This is a genomic window from Stenotrophomonas sp. Marseille-Q4652, from assembly GCF_916618915.1.
In the GTDB taxonomy this organism is placed as follows: Bacteria; Pseudomonadota; Gammaproteobacteria; order Xanthomonadales; family Xanthomonadaceae; genus Stenotrophomonas.
Genome location: NZ_CAKAKE010000001.1, coordinates 583725 through 603490 on the forward strand (window position 1 = coordinate 583725; position 19766 = coordinate 603490).

Sequence of the window (19766 nt, forward strand, 5' to 3'; positions counted from 1 at the left end):
CGCAACGAGGTGACAGATGACTGACATCCGCACGCAGGCCCTGCAATGCCGCCAGGCGGCGCAGGTGCTGGCGCAGCTATCCACCGCCGCCAGGAACGACCTGCTGCAGGCGATGGCGCGGGCACTGGAGGAGGACGCTGACGCCATCCTCGCCGCCAACGCGAGGGATCTGGCCGCCGCCGAAGCCAAGGGCGTGGGTTCGGCCATGCTCGACCGCCTGCGCCTGGATCCGGTGCGTCTTGCCGGCGTTGCCGCAGCCGTGCGTGAAGTGGCACTGCTGGCCGACCCGGTCGGGCAGGTGACCCGCGACGACGTGCGCCCCAACGGCATCCGCGTGCAGAAGGTGCGCGTGCCGCTGGGCGTGATCGCGATGATCTACGAGGCCCGTCCCAACGTCACCGCCGATGCCGCGGCGCTGTGCATCAAGGCCGGCAACGGCGTGATCCTGCGCGGCGGCTCGGAGGCCATCCATTCCAATACCGCGATTGCGGCCGCGCTCAAGCGCGCCCTTGCTGCGGCAGGGGTACCCGAGGCCGCGCTGACCCTGGTCGAGGACCTGCGCCGCGAGACCATGCTCGAGCTGCTGCAGCTCTCCGACATCATTGATCTGGCCATCCCGCGCGGTGGGGAAGGGCTGATCCGTTTCGTCGCCGAACACGCGCGCGTGCCGGTGATCAAGCACTACAAGGGCGTGTGCCACCTGTTCGTCGATGCCGATGCCGACATCGAGCAGGCGCTGGGGCTGCTCATCGACGGCAAGTGCAGCCGGCCTTCGGCCTGCAACGCGCTGGAAACCCTGCTGGTGCACCGGGACATCGCTGGCGAATTCCTGCCAAGGGCGGCGGTCGCGCTGCGCGAGCGTGGCGTCGAGCTGCGTGGCGATGACGCATCGCGCGCCCTGGTGACGGACATGATCCCGGCCACCGACGCCGACTGGGACACCGAATACCTGGACCTTGTGCTGGCCGTGCGCGTGGTCGACGACCTGCAGGCCGCCATCGCCCACATCCAGCGCCACACCTCCGACCACACCGAAGTCATCGCCACCCGCACCCCCGCCAACGCCGAGGCCTTCGTCGCCGCACTGCGCAGCGCGGTGGTCATGGTCAATGCCTCGTCGCGCTTCTCCGACGGTGGCCAGCTGGGCCTGGGCGCGGAGATCGGCATTTCCACCACCCGCCTGCATTCCTACGGCCCGATGGGGCTGGAAGCACTGACCGTGGAGCGCTTTGTCGTGCGTGGCGAGGGACAGGTCCGCGCCTGACGCCCACGCCACTGGCGTGGCCATGCGGCTGCAGACCGCTGCCGGGGCTTCGCCACAGCCAAATAGCCCCTGCAGGTGACCTGCCCCCACTGAGCCATACCAGCCGAAGCTAGGTAGAGTCCGTCATCCAGAGAGGACGGACATGCGCAAGAGTCGCTTCACCACGGAACAGATCATTGGCTTCATCAAGCAGGCCGAGGCCGGCATGGTGGTATCGGAGTTGGGCCGGCAGCACGGTTTCAGCCCGGCCAGTTTCTACGCTTGGCGGGCCAAGTACGGCGGCATGGAGGCCGAAGACGCCAAGCGCCTGAAGGAGCTGGAGTCGGAGAACAACCGCTTGAAGCGGCTGCTGGCTGAAGCGCACCTGGACATCGAAGCGCTCAAGGTCGGCTTCGGGGTAAAACGCTAGCCCCACAACGCAAGCGCGAGGCGGTCCGTCGCATGCTCGAAGCCACCACGGTGAGCGAGCGTCGGGCCTGCCGCCTTGCGGGGCTGTCCCGCGATGCCTTCCGCCATCGGCCCGAACAGGCGCCTGCGAACCAGGCGCTGTCAGCGCGCATCATCGAACTGGCGCAGGCGCGCCGCAGGTTCGGCTATCGCCGCCTGCACGACCTGCTGCGTCCGGAGTACCCGGCTGTGAACCACAAGAAGGTCTACCGCCTGTATCGCGAGGCGAACCTGGCCGTGCGTCGTCGCAAGAAGGTCCGCAGGCCGCCCGGCGAGCGCCAGCGGCTGTCGTCTGCAACGGCCCCCAATGCGGTATGGAGCATGGACTTCGTCAGCGACGCGCTGGCCAATGGGCGCCGCCTGAAGTGCCTGACGGTCGCCGACGACTTTACCCACGAGTGCGTCGACATCACGGTCGACCATGGCATCAGTGGCGCCTACCTCGTGCGCGTGCTGGATCAGGCTGCGCGGTTCCGCGGCTACCCGCGGGCGGTGCGCACGGACAACGGTCCGGAGTTCACCAGCCGGGCCTTCATCGCATGGGCGCAGCAGCATGGCATCCAACACCTGCTAATCGAGCCTGGCCGGCCTATGCAGAACGGCTACATCGAGAGCTTCAACGGCAAGTTCCGCGACGAGTGCCTCAACGAGCATTGGTTCACGTCGCTGGTCCAATCCCGCAGCGTCATCGCCGAGTGGCGCCGCGACTACAACCAGGTGCGACCACACAGCAGCTGCGGACGCATCCCGCCGGCCCAGTTCGCTGCCAACCACCGAACCCAAACCCATCCCACCGCAGTACCCTTCAACCCCGGGCTCCACCAGTAATGGGTGGTACGGCTACTGGGGGCAGGTCACTTCGATTTCACAAAGGCGCGTCACGCGTTTTCCTTGGGTACTGGTCGAACCCCAGGCGATGTGCGCGCCGGGTCGGTCAAGCGCGTTGCGGCCGCCGTGGGCGAGGGCGCCGCCGTGGTCTCCCAGATCCATCAATACCCGGCATCGCGCCAGCCCGTCCTGCCCCTCCCCCCCGAGGAAAGCCATGCGCCCGCGCTGCACGCATGAAGACCAGATTGTCGATGTCACGCCAAGCGCGCTGGGCTACGAGTAATGCTCGGCCATCCGATCATCGAAGGCTACGAGCCGCCCGAAGGCTGGGGCTAGTGCTATGTCGACGAAGTGGAAGTCGAACTGCCGGACCAGACCCCGCAGCTGATCCCGCGCTACTTCTCAGCTTCGTGCCGTCCTTGACCCGGCGGGTCATCGGTTGAGCAGGCCAACGCTTCCCACCGGAAAGTCTCGGCACGCACCGCTCATGCGTGGACCGACGCGGCGAGGCCAGGGCGTGCCGAAAGCGAGCCAACCTTCTGCAACCCGAGGCCATGAAGCGAGCGGCTTCATGGCCTCATCACGCTTGCATGTCCAGTATCGTAATCCCCAATACCCTGTCGTATGGCGGCGTGCCGGACAACCGCATGCCATGCCTATCGACGCAGGAGATCCATGGTCGATCAACCCGTTCTTTACAGCGAAGCACTGGAAAACGTCGACGAAGACGAGGATCGTCTGATCGAGGAGATCGTCACGCAGATGGCCGAAGGTAGCCGTGCTGCCTATGAGCGCCATCGGCATGCCATTCGCGATGCGCATGCAAAATCGCACGCGGTCCTCAAAGGGGAGTTGTCCGTCCATTCGGACCTCCCGCCAGCACTTGCGCAGGGGATATTCCGCAGGCCCGCGACCTACGGCGTGGTGGCGCGCCTGTCCTCGGCGCCCGGCGATATCCACTCCGATGCGATCCCGGCGCCGCGCGGGTTCGCAATCAAGCTGATCGGTGTGGACGGCGAACGTCTGTCACCGCAGATCGGAGGCCGCAATCAGGATTTCCTGATGGTGAACTTCCCCGTGCTCGCCTTTGGCACCATCCCCAAGTACAAGACACTGCTGGGCGTGCTGGAGAAGAACGCACACGCGCCGGACATCTTCCAGCGGATCGTCGCCGGGCTCGCACGCGGTACCAAGGAAGCAGTCGAAGCGCTGGGCGGGACGCCCGGTGCGACGCTCGAGGGCCTGGGGCGCGACAACCACAACCCGCTGGGAGAGTCCTACCACACGCAGGGCGCCCTGCGTTTCGGCGACTACGTGGCCAAGCTTTCGCTGGTGCCAGCGTCCAACGATGTGCGCGCACTGACCGGGGTGGCCGTGGAGGATGTCGGCTTCTCGACGATGCGGGATGTGATCGAGCAGCATTTCGCGCGTCATGGCGCCGAGTACACGCTGCGGGCGCAGTTGTGCACCGACGTAGCGAAGATGCCTGTGGAGGATGCAGCCGTGCGCTGGGACGAGGATGCCTCGCCGCACATGCCGCTTGCGACGCTGCGCTTTGCCCCGCAGGCGCCCTATACGCCCGCACGCCGGGTCTACGGCGACGACGTGTTGTCGTTCAATCCCTGGAATGGCGTGCAGGCCCATCGTCCGTTGGGCGGGATCATGCGCATCCGCCGCGCCGCGTATGAGCGTTCCAGCAGTTTCCGCCATGCCATGAACACCCAACCGCGGGTCGAGCCGGAGCATCTGGCCGATATCCCGGATTGAGCCTTCCCACGACAAGGACCCCCGATGACCACGTCGAATGATCCACGCCTCGCCGATGAGACCAAGCCGGAGGAGATCCGGCGCCTTGCTGGCGAACTGGCGCAGGACTTGCCAAAGCTTGCCAGGATCGCGCTCGAAGCCTTGATCAAGCAACACAACGATGCCTACAAGGGCAGCTCCCAAAGCGCCGGTCGCGCCGGTCGGCAGTCGGGAAATGTCTCCGAGTTGTCGGCCATCGCCACGCTCAAGCCCGGTGGCGCGGATCGGCTCAGGCGCATCTTCGGCCTGACCGGGGGCAATTTCGACGGCGCGCAACGCGTGTCCACGCTTCATGACATGCGGTTTGTGTTGTTCGATGACGACACGCGGATCCTGTTCGCCACGGCCTACGATGGTGACTGGGATACCTACATCAACGATTTCGCCACCAAGATTCCAGGCTTGATGGACCTGTTGTTCGCCAACGTGGAGGGCTGGCCTGGCATCGACAGTCCGCAGGTCAAGGATTTCATCGCCGATCACCAGATCGACGCGGCCGGTTGGTTTGTCGCCAATCCCCAGGTCACGGTAGTGGACGTGCGCCGTTACCAACGCATGGACAAGGCGTTGCAGGCCTTCTTGGATACGATGTCCGAAAATACGCAGATGGATGCGACCACGCGTGCAGCGCTGGAGACGCTGGAGCAGGCCATCTCCGTCCCGCAGGGGGTGGATTACTGACATGGGCCTGCTCGCTGACCTTGCTGCCCGTTTCCGTCGTGACCGGGTGACCCTGAACCTCGATGACATCCAGGCGCTCATCCTGCGATCGCGTCCTGAGCCTTACGTCGGGATTCATGCTTTGCTGCACGTGGAACAGCCGGCCGGTGGGCGCGATCTGCTGCGCCGGCTCGCCCCGCATGTCCCCACTGCTTCCGGCTGGACCGAGGAGCTTGATACCTGGATCGGCGTGGCCATCAGTCACGAAGGGCTCAAGGCGCTTGGATTGCCGCGGTCCTCGCTGGAGAGCTTCCCCCTGTCGTTCCGGCAGGGAATGGCAGCACGCGCCGAACAGCTGCGTGACTTCGGGGAAAACGCTCCAGAGACTTGGGAGGAAGTGTTCAAACCGGGCAATTGCCATATCGCCCTGACCATCTATGCGCGCGATGAAGTACATCTGGATGTTGCGGTGGACAAAGCCATGGGCGAGCTAAATGCCTGCAGTGGCGTGACCTTGCTGGCAACGCACCGTTTCGGCGCCGACGCCGATGCCCAGAATCCATTCGGCTTCCGCGATTCGATTTCGCAGCCAACAGTGGCTGGCGCTGGCGTGGAACCACAGCCCGGGCAGCAGCGTGCGATCGCTGCGGGAGAGTTCATCCTCGGGGAAAACAGCGAAGCCGGTGCGCCGTTGCGCATGCCCCAGCCGGACGTATTGGGGCGCAACGGCTCGTTCGTGGTGATGCGCAAGTACGAAAGCCGGGTGGGTGCGTTCAACGATTTCATGCGCATACATGCAGGCGAGGACAAGCAGGCCCAGCATGCTCTTGCCGCGAAGATGTTCGGACGCTGGCGCTCCGGCGCGCCGCTACCGCTAGCGCCGGAACGAGACGATCCCGAGCTCGGCGCCGACCCGCAACGCAACAACGATTTCGACTACCAGCATGATGCCCTTGGTCGGATGTGCCCGCATTCGGCACATATGCGCCGCCTCAATCCGCGGGGGAGCCAGCTGACGATCCTCAGCGACGAGCACATTCATCGCATCATTCGGCGTTCGTCCACGTTTGGACCAAAGTGGAGCGATGACGTGACCGGCACCGACGATGCCAAGGCGGATCGCGGGATCTTCTTCATCTTCATCAGCGCCCGGGCCTACGACACGATCGAATTCCTGCAGCAGGAATGGATCAATCGCGGCAACTTCATCGACCTGGGTTCTGAACGCGACCCGATCGTCGGCCTGCACGAGGAGCCCGGCAGCTTCACGATTCCCCAGTCGCCAGTGCGTCGACGCGTGGCCGATGTGAGTACCTTCAATCGCCTGCGCGGCGGCGAGTACATGTTCATGCCGTCATTGAGCGCGCTGCGCTGGATCGGCGAGGGGAAGTTCGATTGAGCCGGCGCGGGCGCGCTGGGCGCTATGCGTGCTCGCGGGCCCTGCACTGAGAGGCCACCGTGCCCAGGCGGCACGGTGGCCTAAGCCTTGCGCCACGCCCGCGCGCACTGGCACGCCAGCGGCCATCCGATCATCGAAGGCTACGACCTGCCCGAAGGCTGGGGCCGGTGTTACGCCGATGACGTGGAAGTGGACCTGCCGGATCAAACGCCGCAGCGCGGCTCGATCTCTCGCTAGGGAAGCTCTGAACAACTCCCGCCGTATCGCCGACAATGGCCTTCAACTTCGAGAGGCAGGCAGATGCGGCTGACGTTCGGTGATGCCGAGGATCTTGGCCAGCGCAAGCAGACCCGGCGCGAGGTGTTCCTGGGTCAGATGGATCAAGTGGTGCCGTGGAAGGCGTTGTTGTCGCTGATTGAGCCGCACTATCCCAAGTCAGGCCAGCCGGGGCGTCAGCCGTATGCGCTGGAGACGATGCTGCGCATCCACTTGCTGCAGCAGTGGTATGCATTGAGTGATCCGGGCATGGAAGAAGCGCTGTACGACATGCCGGTGATGCGTCGCTTTGCCAGTTGGGTGGGCTGGACGGGATCCCGGACGAGACCACGATCCTCAACTTCCGACGTTTGTTGGAGATCCATGATCTGGCGAGCAAGCTGCTGGGCCGGGTCAACATGCACTTGTCGAACAAGGGATTGAGTCTGCGCGGCGGGACGATCGTCGATGCCACGATCATCGCCGCGCCAAGCTCGACCAAAAACGCCCAAGGCAAGCGTGACCCGGACATGCATCAGACCAGGAAGGGCAACCAGTGGTATTTCGGGATGAAGGCGCACATCGGCGTGGACGATGCCTTTGGCCTGGTGCACCACGTGCAATGCACGGCGGCCAAAGTGGCTGACATCACCCAGACCCATAAGCTGCTGCATGGCGATGAGGACACGGTGTGTGGCGACAGCGGCTATACCGGTGCGGACAAGCGCATCGAACTGAGCCAGAGCAAGGCCGGGTTTCTGATCGCGGCCAAGCCTTCGAAGGTGCGGGCCATCAGGAACCAGCGCAAACGTGCGGTTGTCGAGGACTGGGAACATTTCATCGCCCGGCTCAGGGCCAAGGTCGAGCATCCGTTCCGGGTGATCAAGCGTCAGTTTGGCTACACCAAGGTGCGCTATCGCGGCCTGGCCAAGAACACCGCGCAGGTGATGACGCTGTTTGTGCTGTCCAATCTGTGGATGGTGCGCCGGCAGTTGATGCCGGCCGCAGGGCCAGTGCGCCTGTAAGGCGGGGAAATCCCGCACACCTGTGCCAATTGGGCGCAATGAAAGCGTTGTTTCAATGAAATCCACGCCGACCGGATGGGGCTCAAACGCAGATGAGTGTTGTTCAGACCTTACTTAGGGTTGACGATGGTGCGATCCTGCCCTGCCCATCGTCCGCGTTCTCGTCTAACGTGCAGGCCACCACAGACCCGCGCCAGATATGGAGCGGCCTTCACAGCCCTCTGTCGTCTTTTCAAGCCCTATCCCGCTGCTTTCGCAGTGATCCAAGCTCGCGTTTCACGAAGAATTTCGTCCGATAGCACCTCTTCATGGGCCATGCGGGCCAGGATCAAGGCTCCTACCATCGCCGCCCAAGTGCCGGTGGCCGTTCGGCGTTTGCCAGCCTCATCCGTGCCGTCAGTCATCTCACTAAGGTGCTGAAGCTGGCGCTTGAGCCCGTCCGTCATCTCGGCCCGGGCCACTCCGGGTTGGCGAATGGTATCTGACGCGAGCGCAGCAACTGGGCACCCGCACGAGCAGCGTCATCGCCGAGTGGCGCCGCGACTACAACCAGGTGCGACCACACAGCAGCTGCGGACGCATCCCGCCGGCCCAGTTTGCTGCCAACCACCGAACCCAAACCCATCCCACCGCAGTACCCTTCAACCCCGGGCTCCACCAGTAATGGGTGGTACGGCTACTGGGGGCAGGTCAACCAGTTCAATACCGGGACAGCGAAGCATTACTTCTGCGGCACCTGTGGCATCTACACCCACCACCGGCAGCGATCCAATCCGGAAATGTACGGGTTCAATGTCGGCTGCCTGGAGGGGATCAACCCGTTCGCCATCGCGGACGTACCCGTGAACGACGGGGTCAACCATCCGGCAGACCGGGGTGGAGCGTGACGAAATCCGGGCCGAAAATCAGCGGCTCACTTGGCTGCGTTTTTTCTGCGCGAACCGTGCCCGGCGCTGCGACGACGCTCAACGCTTGAGCAGGTCCTTCAGCCCGGCAAACGGGTTGGCGGTGGCCGCGGCGACCTTTTCCTCCGCGTCACTGGCGGCCACGCCGGTGTAATCGCCGTAGCGCGAGTGTTCGTTGTCGTGGCAGTACAGGCACAGCAGCTCCCAGTTGCTGCCGTCGGCCGGGTTGTCGTCGTGGTTGTGGTTGCGATGGTGCACGGTGAGTTCGTGCAGGTTGGCGCGGGTGAACTCGCGCGCGCAGCGGCCGCAGACCCACGGATACATCTTCAACGCGCGCTCGCGGTAGCCATGCCCGCGGGCCTCGGCCTCGCGCCGGGCCTTGGCGACGATCTGGTCAAGCTTGCTGGAGGAGGGGGGGCACATGGCGGCTGGCTGATTGGAGGCGATGCGCCATTCTCCCCGATCACGACGACAGGTGCGGCCCGGGTGTCTTCTCGTGTCTCCGGCTGATCGATTGAAGTCGGCCATGGCGTGAGCGCTGCTGCCACGGCACTCACTCCGGTTGGGGTATACGGGGGTAACCCGGCGATATGCGTCATCCGTAGCCGGGAAACTGATTGCAATGGAACAAAGTGGCGGAGTCATGCCGGGTATGGGCATGGAAGCCGGGCTTTTCGGGCAGGAATGTTTGCGGCATATACTCCTGGGTCCCTGTCAATGCAGGCTTCGGTGTCCCAGGGTTCACGTGGTTGAGTCTTCCGATCGTCGTCCGTCTGGAGCGCTTGCATGCCGTTTTCCGCCGTCAATCCCTCAGAAGCTGGTACGCAGCTGGAGAACCGGTGGAGCGCGTTTGACAAGGCCATGGCGCTGGCGGAGTTCAGCCTCGACGGGCAGCTGATTTTCGCCAACGACCGATTCCAGGAGCTGCTGCACCTGCAGGCAGGACAACTGGCTTCGTTGCAGCATGCCCAGCTGTGTCCGTCTGAATTGGTGAACAGCCCGGGCTACGAAACGCTGTGGGAGTCCCTGTGCACCGGGCACGAGTTCTCCGGCGTGGTCGAACGCGTATGCAGCGACGGCACGCATTGCTGGCTGGAGGCGCTGTACGCCCCGGTGCGCGACAGGCAGGGCTGCGTTACCCACATCATGATGGTGGCTACCGACGTCACCCACAGCAAGCGCATCGAACTGGCGCGGCAGGACCACCTCTGGCGCCTGCTGGTGGCCGACACCACCGATGCGGCGATCGTCATCACCGACTCGCATTCGCGGGTGGTGTATTGCAATGGCGGTTTCCAGCGCATGTTCGGCTGGTCCCTGGGCGAGATCCAGGACCGGAAGATGCTGGAACTGCTCGCACAGCAGACGCCGATCGCGCTGTTCGAGCGCGTGCGTACCGACCTGCGCCAGGGACGCGCCGCGAAGATGGAAGAGGTGGTGACCGGCAAGGAAGGTCGCCGCTACTGGGGCAAGATCCTGTGCAACCCGGTCATGGATGCGCAGGGCAAGTGGGCCTACACGGTGTCGGTGCTGCTGGACATCACCAAGACCAAGGTCCATGAAGTCCTGCACCACCGTGCGCTGCAGGCCATGTCCCGCGACCTGCCGCTGATGCAGGTGCTGGAGGTGGTGTGCGAGGAAGTGGAGCGCGTTGCGCCGGAGGTCTCTGCCTCCATCCTGCAGGTGGACGAGCAGGGGCTGCTGCATCCGATGGCCAGCCCGAGCCTGCCCTTCAGCTATTCCTCACTGCTCGATGGCGTGGCGATCGGCCCGCAGGTCGGATCGTGCGGTACCGCGGCCTGGCGCAAGGCGCCGGTCCTGGTTACCGACATCTCCACCGACCCGTTGTGGGCCGAGTACAAGGACCTGATCCTGCCGCTGGGCTACAACGTCTGCTGGTCCACGCCGATCCTGCAGAAGGACGGCAAGGTGCTCGGCACCTTTGCCTTCTACTACCGCGAGAACGGCCCGTTCGTGGCGTCCAGCTTCCACCAGCAACTGGTGCAGGCCTGCACCGACCTGTGTGCGCTGGCGATGGAGCGCGAGATCGCGCGCGAGCGCATCCAGGAGCTGGCCTTCTACGATGCGCTTACCGGTCTGCCCAACCGCAGCCTGCTGGAAACCCAGGTGGCACAGTTGCTCGACACGGCGCAGCAGAGCGGGCAGCGCGTGATCGTGCTGTACCTGGACCTGGACCGCTTCAAGCACATCAACGACTCCATGGGCCACGCCATGGGCGACGCGCTGCTGCGCGAGGTGGCGGCGCGTATCCGCGAGTGCGCCCGCCAGGGCGGCGTGGCCGGACGCCTGCCCGGTGATGAGTTCATCGTGGCGGTGCCGCTGCGTCCGGAAGAAGAGGTCAACGCGCTCATCGAACGATGGCAGGCCCATCTGATGCGGCCGCTGCGACTGGCCCAGGAGGAAGTAGACCTGAGTGTCAGCCTGGGCGTGGCGATGTTTCCGGAAGACGGTACCGCCATGACCAGCCTGCTGCACCGCGCGGAGATGGCGCTGCAGCAGGCCAAGGCCGGTGGTGCAGGGCGCGCGGGCTTCTTCAGCCATGAATTGAGCCGCGCCGCCGAGGAACGCCTGGCCCTTGAAAAGGCGCTGCGCGAAGCCCTGCAGGGCGGCGCCCTGCAGTTGCATTACCAGCCGCAGATCGAGCTGGCCACCGGTCGCCTGCACGGGCTCGAGGCACTTGCCCGCTGGAATCATCCGACCCTGGGTCCCATCTCGCCGGGCCGCTTCATCCCGCTGGCCGAGGAGTGCGGCCTGATGGGCGCGATGGGTCGCTGGGCGCTGGACCAGGCCTGCCGCCAGCTGGTGCAGTGGCGCAGGGAAGGGCTGGAAGTACCAGCAGTGGCGGTCAACCTGTCCGCGTCCAACTTCCACAACCTGCAGCTGCCCGCCATCGTCGCGCAGACGCTGGTGTGCCATGGCCTGCAGGCATCGGACCTGGTGGTTGAGCTCACCGAGAGCATCCTGCTCGACAGCAATGCCACGACCCTGCAGACCATCGACCGGCTGCATGCCCAGGGTGTGCGCCTGTCGATGGATGACTTCGGTACGGGCTATTCCAGCCTGAGCTATCTGCGGCGGCTGCCCATTACCGAGCTCAAGCTCGACCAGAGTTTCGTGGCCGACCTCGAGAACGAGCCCACCGCGCGCGCGCTCAGTGAGGCGATCCTGGAGATCGGCACAAGCCTCGGCCTGACGGTGGTGGCCGAAGGCGTGGACACCGAAACGCAGAAGAACATCCTGCAGGAGCAGGGTTACGCAGTGGTGCAGGGTTACTTCTTCGCCAGGCCGATGGCGCCGGAACAGCTCGCAGGCTGGCTGGACTCCCGCTCCTGAGGCACTCCGGCACTGCATCGCAGTGCACCGCCAATAATGCTCCGACAGGAGCGAGCTCCGGCGTCCGTTTCATCTCCAACCGCCTTACCGGCGACAAATACGGCTGCCAGACCAAGTGCGTGTGATCAGCGCTGCGCAGATACGGCGACTGGCGAGCCGGGTGCGTCCCAAGAATGCGAGCTCCGGGAGTCTGCTCTATGCGGCGAGACCTATTCCTCTGCAGGATTCAGTTGCGGCAACAGGGATGGGTCGTGCTGCACCACGTGCGACAAAGCAGGGATGGCCGCGTATGCTGCCGGCGAAGGGAGCAGCTGGGAAGTTTCGCGGTGAAGAACGGGCCAGTTGATCAAAGCTGGTCAGCCTGATGGGCTAATCGAGCCAGTCTGCTTTTGCGACGGCGCTGTATTCAGTTGCTTGCTCTTGAATGGAAGGCGACAAACAAGGAGATTCGCGATGAAAGCAGTCCTGCCAATGCTGTTGCTTCTTGCCTGCCCGTTCCACGTATCCGCGGGCAAGGCCCAGTCAGTCCAGTTCCAGGGCGTGGTCCAGCGGGATGACACTGTTCCCGTGCGGTTTGATCTCCACGTTCCTGCGGAAAGTCGTCTCGCGGTGGAGCTGGATGATGGCTCCCGGCTGGAGCTGGCCGCGCCCAACGGTGAGGAATCGGCGACGGCTCGCCTGGTCTCGGCGTCTGGTGAGGTTCTGCACAGTGCGGCGTTTACCGATGCCGGCCTGGCAAGTACGTCGCTCGCGTATCTGGTCTGCGATGGCAGGGTGACCTACATCAGTCCCGCTCCAGCGGCGGATCCCTCGTGCCCGTAGGCTGACTCCTCGATGGATGACGCGCTGGAAGCCGAGGACGGGAAGATCTCCCACAGCATCCGCAGGTACGGCTGCCTCGGTTGGCTGCTGTCCGGATTGCTGGCGGTCAAGCGTGGCAATGACGCCAGGGGGCGTCAGGGTCTGACTGGAGTGAAGGACTGCATGGGCAAGAAGGATTACTGGTTCCCCGCCAGGCGCCACGGATACGGCTGGGGGCCACCGGTGAGGTGGCAGGGCTGGTTGGCGGTGGCACTGTTCCTGCTGCTCCAGGCGGGGGCTCTCGTGGCCTTCCCGCCCGCCCGCGATCCCGGCACCTTCGTGGCGGTTACGCTCTTCGGCGCTCTCGCGTTGATGCTGGTGTGCGTGCTCAAGGGCGAGCCGCTGGACAGGCAGGGGTAGCGGCCGCGTTGACGGGTTTCCCGGCAGGCCCTGGGCGGGCTACCCTCCATGGACGGTCCGCGCTGGGGTGTTGCGCTGCCCGTCCTCGTTCAGAAGGACTTACGCGATGCTCTCCCTCCTGCTGGGTATGGCCGTGGCTTCGAGTGCTCCTGCGCACACCGCGGTGATTGATATGGATGTCGAGTCCTGCATGGCGCAGCGGCTTCGCCCGCTCGTGGGGCCGGCCGGTGTCCGCAGGCCATGGCCGATCGCGACGCAGGTGCCCGGGCATCTGCGCGATCGGATGGGTGTGCAGATTTCCAGCCAAGGCGTGGTGTCCGATGGTTACAACCACTGGCTGCTGCTGGACCGGGACGCCAACGCGGCCTGGGTCGTGCAGCGCGGGGGTTATGCGGGGCGGGAGACCTTCTACGGACCCTTCCCGCTGGCCTCGTGCCCGCAGGTCGCGGCAGGGACGTAGCGGGGCGGCGCGATTCGTATACGGGCCACAACCCACATCAACCGGCCGCAGGCCGCACACGAAGGACGGGGAAGACATGGACATGCGTGAACTGATGGGCGAGCCGCGGGCCTGGCGCTGGATGCGTCTGGTGCTGTTCGGTGGATTCGCAGTGGCTGCTACGGCCTGGGCCATCGGCCGGAAAGATGTGGCCATGCTCGCCAATGGAGTTGGCCTGGGCATGTTCGCTGCCGCGATGTTCTGCCGCCCGGCCTGGCATTTCCGCGGTGCCGGGCGGGAGGTGTATGCACGCCTGGCTTCGTCGCCGGCGGTACTGTTCCTCTATGTCGGCAGCTTGACCCTGTTTGGCTTTGGGCTGCTGGCCCGCTGGCTCATGTAGTCCTTCGTTTCCGTTCTGGACGTACAGTCTTTGTACAAGTTCGTGTTGTACGAAGGCTAACGGTTTTCTCCCTAACGTCAGCGCCGTCGCCAACCAGGCGATCCAACTGCCCTGATCGATTGGAGAGATCCCCATGCGTACCTGGATGCTTGTTCCCCTTGCCGCCCTGTTTGCCACGTCCGCGCATGCGGCCGGGCCGGAGGCGGGCCGCTTTTCGATGTCCCTCATCGGTGGCGCGGATGTGCCGGTCAACGGCGATGTCCATGGCGGCGCAGTGGCGGCCGTGCCGGACCTGGCCCGTTGAACCCGGCCCTGGCCGGCGTGGATGCCGAGTTGCGCATCGGTTCCCGCGACCACGGCCGCATCCATGACCGGGCCACCATCTATGGCCTGGAGTTTGCGTGGGGCCTGGACGACAGCTCCGAAGTGTTCGGGCAGGTGCTGCGGACCGAGGCCGGCAAGGGCCGTGTGATGGTCGGCGGCGCCTACGTGCCGGCGCTGGCCACCGAGCTGCCGGTGTACGGTACCTTCGACGCCTACAAGGCGCTGTCGGCCGAGATTGGCTACCGCCGTTACTTCGGTACCCCCGGGTCGGCCCGTCCATTCGTGGGCGCCCGCATCGGCGGTACCCGCGTGGATGCGATCCGCGCCACGTTCGAGATCCCCGATGGCGGCATCACCATCGCGAACGCGCCGTTCTACAGGTCCGGCTGGTCGGCCAGCGGTGGCGTGGACGTGGGCGTGATCATGCCGGTGTCCGACACCTTCAGCTTCACCCTGGCCAGCGGCCTGCGTTACAGCAGCGACCTGAAGGACGACGACAGCGCCATCGGTGGCCTGGGCCTGGCCAGCATCAACGACACCGGCAGCCGCCTGTCGGTGCCGGTGACGCTGACGGCGCGCTGGGATTTCTGATTCCGGGATTGTTCCCTAACCCGGTTACAAAAAAAGGCCACCTTGCGGTGGCCTTTCACGTTGGATGGCGACGGGCGGCTCAGCGCTGCCACTGGTCTTCCAGCCATTGCGGGCGGCACACCAGCAAGGCGCTGAGCGAGGTCAGCACCACGCAGGCGGCGAGGAAGGCGAAGGGCAGGGTCCAGCCGTGGCTGGACTCGTGCAGCAGGCCGAACATCAGCGGCCCCAGGCAGCTCAGGCTGTAGCCCACGCCCTGCATGAAGCCGGACAGTGCCGCCGAGGCCTGCGGGGTGCGGGTGCGCAGGTTGATCAGGGTCAGGGTGAGCGGGAAGGTGCCCGGGCCAAGGCCCAGCAGTACCACCCACAGCACCGGTGCCTTCATCGGCGCCCACAGCAGGCCGGCAAACGCGGCGAAGTAGGCCAGGCCGCAGGCCAGCACCACCGGGAACGGGTTGCGCAGGCGGGTAGCCAGCGACGGCATCACCAGCGCGCTGAGCAGGCCCAGCGCCGAGAACAGCGCCACCATGTTGCCGCCGAAAGCGCGGCTGGCGCCGGCATCCACCAGCAGCAGCGGCAGCCAGGTGAACATGGCGTAGGTCACCAGCGAGGTGGTGCCGAACATCACCGCCATCCCCCAGCCCAGCGGGGTGCGCCAGACCCGGCCCCGCGCGGCGGTCACGCCCGCCTGGGTTGCCGTGGTGGCAGGCGCCACGACCGCTTCAGGGGCCCTGGCCAGCGGCGAGCCGGCCCGGCGTCCGGCGCGCAGCACGGCGATCCAGGCCACAGCGGCCACGGCGGCCAGTACGGCCCACATGCCCAGCGAGACACGCCAGCCGGCGGCATCGGCTACCGGCACCGCGGCCAGCGCGGGCAGCATGGTGCCCAGCTGCAGCACGGTGATGTAGGCGGTGCTGACGGTGCCGACGCGGCTGGGGAAGTAGCGCTTGACCAGGGGTGGCAGCACCACGTTGCCAATGCCCATGCCGGCCAGCGCCAGCAGCGAGGTGGCCAGCAGTCCGCCGGTGCCGCCGACCAGGGCACGCAGGGCCAGGCCGGCGCAGGCCAGTGCCATCGCCAGCAGCGCGGTGCGTTCCAGCCCGATGCGGTGGGTCAGGCTGGGCGTGGCGACACCGAACAGAGCGAAGGCGGCGGTGGGTGCCATGCCGAGCACGCCGGTCATGGTCGCGCCGAAGGCGAACTCGTTACCCAGCACGTCCAGCAGCGGGCTCAGCGAGGTCACGGCGGTGCGCAGGTTGAATGCCGCCAGCAGGATCGCGGCGAAGGCGAGCATGCGTCCCTTGAACGGGGAGGGTGTGCCGGCGGAAGCGGCCATGGAAGGAACAGGCATCAAGGGCTCCATGACGAAAGACGGATGCAATAAAGCAAAAGCCGGCGCTAGGCCGGCTTTTGCTTTGAAGCTTGAAAACTGGTCGGGGAGACAGGATTCGAACCTGCGACCTCTACGTCCCGAACGTAGCGCTCTACCAGACTGAGCTACACCCCGATTGAGCCGCCTATGATAGCGACCGTCCCCGGATTGGGCAAGCATTTTTCACATGCTGCCGACGGCCCGGAGCTCCCTCGCTTTTCCGGCAACAGCCGGCCCTTCATTGAAAAAGCCCGGAAAGCATGCGTGCTTTCCAGGCTTTTTGCCGACCTTTTGGTCGGGGAGACAGGATTCGAACCTGCGACCTCTACGTCCCGAACGTAGCGCTCTACCAGACTGAGCTACACCCCGAAGGAGCCGGAAAAGATACCGGCTGGACGCGTTTTCAGCAACAGGAATTTTCGATCCTTACTCCTGCTCGCGGGCTTCGAACCACATGCCGTTGAGGATGGCGGCGGTGCAGGCCAGGCCTGCACCGAGGATCCACGCGAAATACCACATGTCAGTTTCTCCTTGGTCGCCCGATCAGTAGGCGTTGGGGTTGTCGCCCATTTCGGCGCTGGTGACCTTGCCCTTGAGGACGCGGTACACCCAGGTCGTGTAGGCCAGGATGATGGGCAGGAACACGATCGTGGCCAGCAGCATGATCCACAGCGTCAGGTGGCTGGACGAGGCATCCCACACCGTCAGGCTGGAGTCCGGCGAGATCGAGGACGGCAGCAGGAACGGGAAGATCGCAAAGCCCACGGTCAGGATGATGCCGGCAATGCCCACGCCCGAGGCGATGAAGGCCTTGCCGCCCTGGCGGGCACGCAGGAACACGCCCGACAGCAGCATGCCCAGCACGCCGGCCAGCGGGGCCAGCACGGTGGCCGGCATGCGGCTGTAATTGGCCAGCCAGCCACCTTCGTGGGCCACCGTCTTGAGCAGCGGGTTGGACGGACCATCCACCGCGGCGGCCAGCGTCACCGAGTAACCCGGCAGGCCCATGGCCACCCACACGCCGGCGAGGGCGAACAGGATCACCGTACCCAGTGCCGCGACCGCACCGATGCGACCCGCGCGCTCGGCGACGACGCCGTCGAGCTTGATCACCAGCATCGCCGCGCCGTGGGCGATCAGCATCGCTACCGACACCAGGCCGGCCAGCAGGGCGAACGGGGTCAGCAGGCCGATCAGGTTGCCGTGGTAGCTGACACGCGCGGTTTCATCGATCTGGAACGGGACGCCCAGCAGCACGTTGCCCACCGCCACGCCCATGATCAGGGCCGGGATGAAGCCACCGATGAACAGCGCACGGTCCCAGTTGTCGCGCCATTTCTGCGACGGCATCTTGCCGCGGTACTTGAAGCCGACCGGGCGCAGGATCAGCGCGAACAGGATCAGGAACATTGCCAGGTAGAAGCCGGAGAAGCTCACTGCGTACAGCGGCGGCCAGGCGGCGAAGATCGCACCGCCACCCAGCACCAGCCACACCTGGTTGCCTTCCCACACCGGGCCGATGGTGTTGAGCACCAGGCGGCGCTCCTCATCGGTCCTGGCGACGAACGGCAGCAGGGTGCCCACGCCCAGGTCGAAGCCGTCCATCACGGCAAAGCCGATCAGCAGCACGCCCAGCAGCAGCCACCAGATCACGCGCAGCGTTTGGTAATCGAGAAGAATGAAGTCCATGGTTTCTCTCCTGCTCAGGCCTGGACGGGTGCCGGGCTGGCAGCGGGGGTGGAGGCGGCCGGCTGCAGCGACGGCAGCACGTGGTCCGGGCCCTTGGCGATGGCTTTGAGCATCAGCTTGATCTCGATGACCATCAGCACGGTGTAGATCGCGACGAAGCCGATCAGCGAGGCGGCGATCTCGTACAGGGCCAGGCCCGAGGCGGCATAGAAGGTCGGCAGCACGCCGTCCACGGCCCACGGCTGGCGGCCATACTCGGCGATGAACCAGCCGCACTCGATGGCGATCCACGGGATCGGCAGCGACCACAGCGCGACCTTCAGGAACGTGGTCTTCGATTCAAAGCTGTGCTTGCACGAGTAGTAGAAGGCCAGTGCGAAGAAGCCGATCAGGTAGAAGCCGGCGGCGACCATGATGCGGAAGGTCCAGAACAGCGGGCCGACCGTGGGCACCGTGTCGAGCGCGGCCTGGGAGATCTCCTGCTCGGTGGCGTTGAGGATGTCGTCGCGGTAGCGCTTGAGCAGCAGGGCATGGCCCAGGTCCTGCCAGTTCTGGTCGAACACGGCACGGGCCTCGGTATCCCCCTTGTCGGCGCGGATGCGTTCCAGCGCGGCGTAGGCCACCTGGCCGTCGCGGATGCGCTGTTCGGCCTGCTCGACCAGGTCCAGGATGCCCGGGATCTCCTCGTCCAGCGAACGCGTGGCGATCAGACCCATCACGTACGGGATCTTGACCTCGAAGTTGTTGCGGCGCTCGGACTGGCTGGGGATGGCGAAGACGCTGAACGAGGCCGGGGCCGGGTGGGTTTCCCACATGCCCTCGATGGCGGCCAGCTTCATCTTCTGGTTCTCGGCGGCGGCGTAGCCGGACTCGTCACCCAGCACGGCGACCGAGATCGAGGCCAGCAGGCCGAACGCGGCGGCCACGGCGAACGAGCGGCGGGCCAGGTCGCGGTGCTTGCCGCGCAGCATGAAGAACGCCGAGATCGACATCACGAACATCGCGCCGGTCACGTAGCCGGCCGAGACGGTGTGCACGAACTTGGCCTGGGCGACCGGGTTGAACAGCACGGCGGCGAAGTCCACCACCTCCATGCGCATCGTTTCCGGGTTGAACACCGCGCCGACCGGGTACTGCATCCAGCCGTTGGCGATCAGGATCCACAGCGCCGACAGGTTGGTGCCCAGCGCCATCAGCCAGGTGACTGTCAGGTGCTGCACCTTGGACAGGCGGTTCCAGCCGAAGAAGAACAGGCCGATGAAGGTCGCTTCCAGGAAAAACGCCATCAGGCCTTCGATCGCCAGCGGCGCACCGAAGATGTCGCCGACGTAATGGCTGTAATAGGACCAGTTCATGCCGAACTGGAACTCCATCACGATGCCGGTACCCACGCCCATGGCGAAGTTGATGCCGAACAGCACGCCCCAGAACAGGGTCATCTTGCGCCAGATCTGCTTGCCGGTCATGACGTAGACGCTCTCCATGATCGCGATCATGAAGGACAGCCCCAGCGTCAGCGGGACGAATAGGAAGTGGTACATCGCGGTAAGCGCGAACTGCAGCCGCGACAGTTCTACGACTGTGGAGTCGATCATGGCCTGTCAACCTCGTTGGGCATGTACATCGTTTTTGGTGGGGCAGGGTGGGTTTGGGGACTGAATGATCCTTCGCCGCGGGATTGCCAGCCTTGATCCAGATCAAGGGCGCGGCAGGGCCGGGCGGCGAAGGTATGTGCGCGGCCAACGGGTGGCTTGCATACAATTCCTGTTCCGTCGTCGAGCCCTCCCCGA

Annotated in this window: 20 protein-coding genes, 2 tRNA genes and 2 pseudogenes; 17 read left to right on the forward strand and 7 right to left on the reverse strand. The window is 65.2% G+C overall.

Annotated features, from left to right (window positions below; translation table 11 throughout):
• Positions 1-16 precede the first annotated feature (16 nt).
• The 10 genes and pseudogenes from LG380_RS02650 to LG380_RS02695 form a co-directional block, all read left to right on the forward strand.
• Positions 17-1264 (forward strand): glutamate-5-semialdehyde dehydrogenase, encoded by a 1248-nt coding sequence (locus LG380_RS02650; protein ID WP_225763483.1) that lies wholly within the window; start codon positions 17-19, stop codon positions 1262-1264.
• A 142-nt stretch (positions 1265-1406) separates the two neighbouring features.
• A protein-coding gene (locus LG380_RS02655) for an IS3 family transposase (RefSeq protein WP_225763484.1) occupies positions 1407-2539 on the forward strand; the annotation gives its coding sequence in 2 pieces (ribosomal slippage) (positions 1407-1662 and positions 1662-2539; 1134 coding nt in all).
• Positions 2540-2753: 214 nt separating this feature from the next.
• Positions 2754-2962 (forward strand): annotated as a pseudogene (locus LG380_RS02660) (hypothetical protein).
• Positions 2963-3214: 252 nt separating this feature from the next.
• Positions 3215-4306 carry a catalase family protein gene (locus LG380_RS02665; RefSeq protein ID WP_225763485.1) on the forward strand — a complete coding sequence of 364 codons (1092 nt, stop codon included), beginning with the start codon at positions 3215-3217 and terminating at the stop codon, positions 4304-4306.
• Positions 4307-4330: 24 nt separating this feature from the next.
• Positions 4331-5026 carry a hypothetical protein gene (locus LG380_RS02670; RefSeq protein WP_225763486.1) on the forward strand — a complete coding sequence of 232 codons (696 nt, stop codon included), beginning with the start codon at positions 4331-4333 and terminating at the stop codon, positions 5024-5026.
• Position 5027: 1 nt separating this feature from the next.
• The gene (locus tag LG380_RS02675; RefSeq protein WP_225763487.1) at positions 5028-6404 is read left to right on the forward strand and encodes a Dyp-type peroxidase; all 1377 of its coding nucleotides are present in this window, start codon (positions 5028-5030) and stop codon (positions 6402-6404) included.
• An 87-nt stretch (positions 6405-6491) separates the two neighbouring features.
• The gene (locus LG380_RS02680) at positions 6492-6641 is read left to right on the forward strand and encodes a hypothetical protein (protein ID WP_158230263.1); all 150 of its coding nucleotides are present in this window, start codon (positions 6492-6494) and stop codon (positions 6639-6641) included.
• A gap of 63 nt (positions 6642-6704) precedes the next feature.
• Positions 6705-7684 (forward strand): IS5 family transposase gene (locus tag LG380_RS02685; RefSeq protein ID WP_225763488.1). Its coding sequence is split into 2 segments (ribosomal slippage): positions 6705-6975 and positions 6975-7684, totalling 981 coding nucleotides; the frame shifts between segments, so codons are not numbered across the junction.
• A gap of 481 nt (positions 7685-8165) precedes the next feature.
• Complete coding sequence (locus LG380_RS02690; protein ID WP_263973791.1) at positions 8166-8348, forward strand: transposase; 183 nt, start codon at positions 8166-8168, stop codon at positions 8346-8348.
• A gap of 22 nt (positions 8349-8370) precedes the next feature.
• A pseudogene (locus LG380_RS02695) lies at positions 8371-8571 on the forward strand (GFA family protein); the annotation flags it as partial.
• Positions 8572-8649: 78 nt separating this feature from the next.
• Here LG380_RS02695 and LG380_RS02700 read toward each other — a convergent pair.
• Complete coding sequence (locus LG380_RS02700) at positions 8650-9012, reverse strand: YajD family HNH nuclease (protein WP_225763489.1); 363 nt, start codon at positions 9010-9012, stop codon at positions 8650-8652.
• Positions 9013-9375: 363 nt separating this feature from the next.
• Here LG380_RS02700 and LG380_RS02705 point away from each other — a divergent pair, with 363 nt between their 5' ends.
• From LG380_RS02705 to LG380_RS02735, 7 genes are all read left to right on the forward strand, one after another.
• The gene (locus LG380_RS02705; protein WP_225763490.1) at positions 9376-11943 is read left to right on the forward strand and encodes a GGDEF and EAL domain-containing protein; all 2568 of its coding nucleotides are present in this window, start codon (positions 9376-9378) and stop codon (positions 11941-11943) included.
• A gap of 453 nt (positions 11944-12396) precedes the next feature.
• Positions 12397-12765, forward strand: a complete 369-nt coding sequence (locus tag LG380_RS02710) for a hypothetical protein (RefSeq protein WP_225763491.1) — start codon at positions 12397-12399, stop codon at positions 12763-12765.
• 12 nt (positions 12766-12777) lie between these two features.
• Positions 12778-13164 carry a hypothetical protein gene (locus LG380_RS02715; protein WP_225763492.1) on the forward strand — a complete coding sequence of 129 codons (387 nt, stop codon included), beginning with the start codon at positions 12778-12780 and terminating at the stop codon, positions 13162-13164.
• A 106-nt stretch (positions 13165-13270) separates the two neighbouring features.
• Complete coding sequence (locus LG380_RS02720; RefSeq protein ID WP_225763493.1) at positions 13271-13624, forward strand: hypothetical protein; 354 nt, start codon at positions 13271-13273, stop codon at positions 13622-13624.
• Between the two features lie 76 nt (positions 13625-13700).
• Positions 13701-14003, forward strand: a complete 303-nt coding sequence (locus tag LG380_RS02725; RefSeq protein WP_225763494.1) for a hypothetical protein — start codon at positions 13701-13703, stop codon at positions 14001-14003.
• Positions 14004-14136: 133 nt separating this feature from the next.
• Positions 14137-14307 carry a hypothetical protein gene (locus LG380_RS02730; RefSeq protein ID WP_225763495.1) on the forward strand — a complete coding sequence of 57 codons (171 nt, stop codon included), beginning with the start codon at positions 14137-14139 and terminating at the stop codon, positions 14305-14307.
• Positions 14304-14918 (forward strand): hypothetical protein, encoded by a 615-nt coding sequence (locus tag LG380_RS02735; protein WP_225763496.1) that lies wholly within the window; start codon positions 14304-14306, stop codon positions 14916-14918. Before LG380_RS02730 ends, LG380_RS02735 begins: the two co-directional genes overlap by 4 nt.
• 79 nt (positions 14919-14997) lie before the next feature.
• Here LG380_RS02735 and LG380_RS02740 read toward each other — a convergent pair whose 3' ends face one another.
• The 6 genes from LG380_RS02740 to LG380_RS02765 form a co-directional block, all read right to left on the reverse strand.
• Positions 14998-16266 carry an MFS transporter gene (locus tag LG380_RS02740; RefSeq protein WP_225763497.1) on the reverse strand — a complete coding sequence of 423 codons (1269 nt, stop codon included), beginning with the start codon at positions 16264-16266 and terminating at the stop codon, positions 14998-15000.
• A gap of 79 nt (positions 16267-16345) precedes the next feature.
• A tRNA-Pro gene (locus LG380_RS02745) sits at positions 16346-16422 on the reverse strand.
• 157 nt (positions 16423-16579) lie between these two features.
• Positions 16580-16656: transfer RNA gene (locus LG380_RS02750), tRNA-Pro, on the reverse strand.
• Between the two features lie 57 nt (positions 16657-16713).
• Entirely contained in the window at positions 16714-16806 is a 93-nt protein-coding gene (cydX, locus tag LG380_RS02755; protein ID WP_225763498.1) for a cytochrome bd-I oxidase subunit CydX, read from the reverse strand.
• A 24-nt stretch (positions 16807-16830) separates the two neighbouring features.
• Positions 16831-17976 (reverse strand): cytochrome d ubiquinol oxidase subunit II, encoded by a 1146-nt coding sequence (gene cydB, locus LG380_RS02760; protein ID WP_225763499.1) that lies wholly within the window; start codon positions 17974-17976, stop codon positions 16831-16833.
• Positions 17977-17990: 14 nt separating this feature from the next.
• Positions 17991-19571 carry a cytochrome ubiquinol oxidase subunit I gene (locus LG380_RS02765; RefSeq protein ID WP_225763500.1) on the reverse strand — a complete coding sequence of 527 codons (1581 nt, stop codon included), beginning with the start codon at positions 19569-19571 and terminating at the stop codon, positions 17991-17993.
• Between the last annotated feature and the right edge of the window lie 195 nt (positions 19572-19766).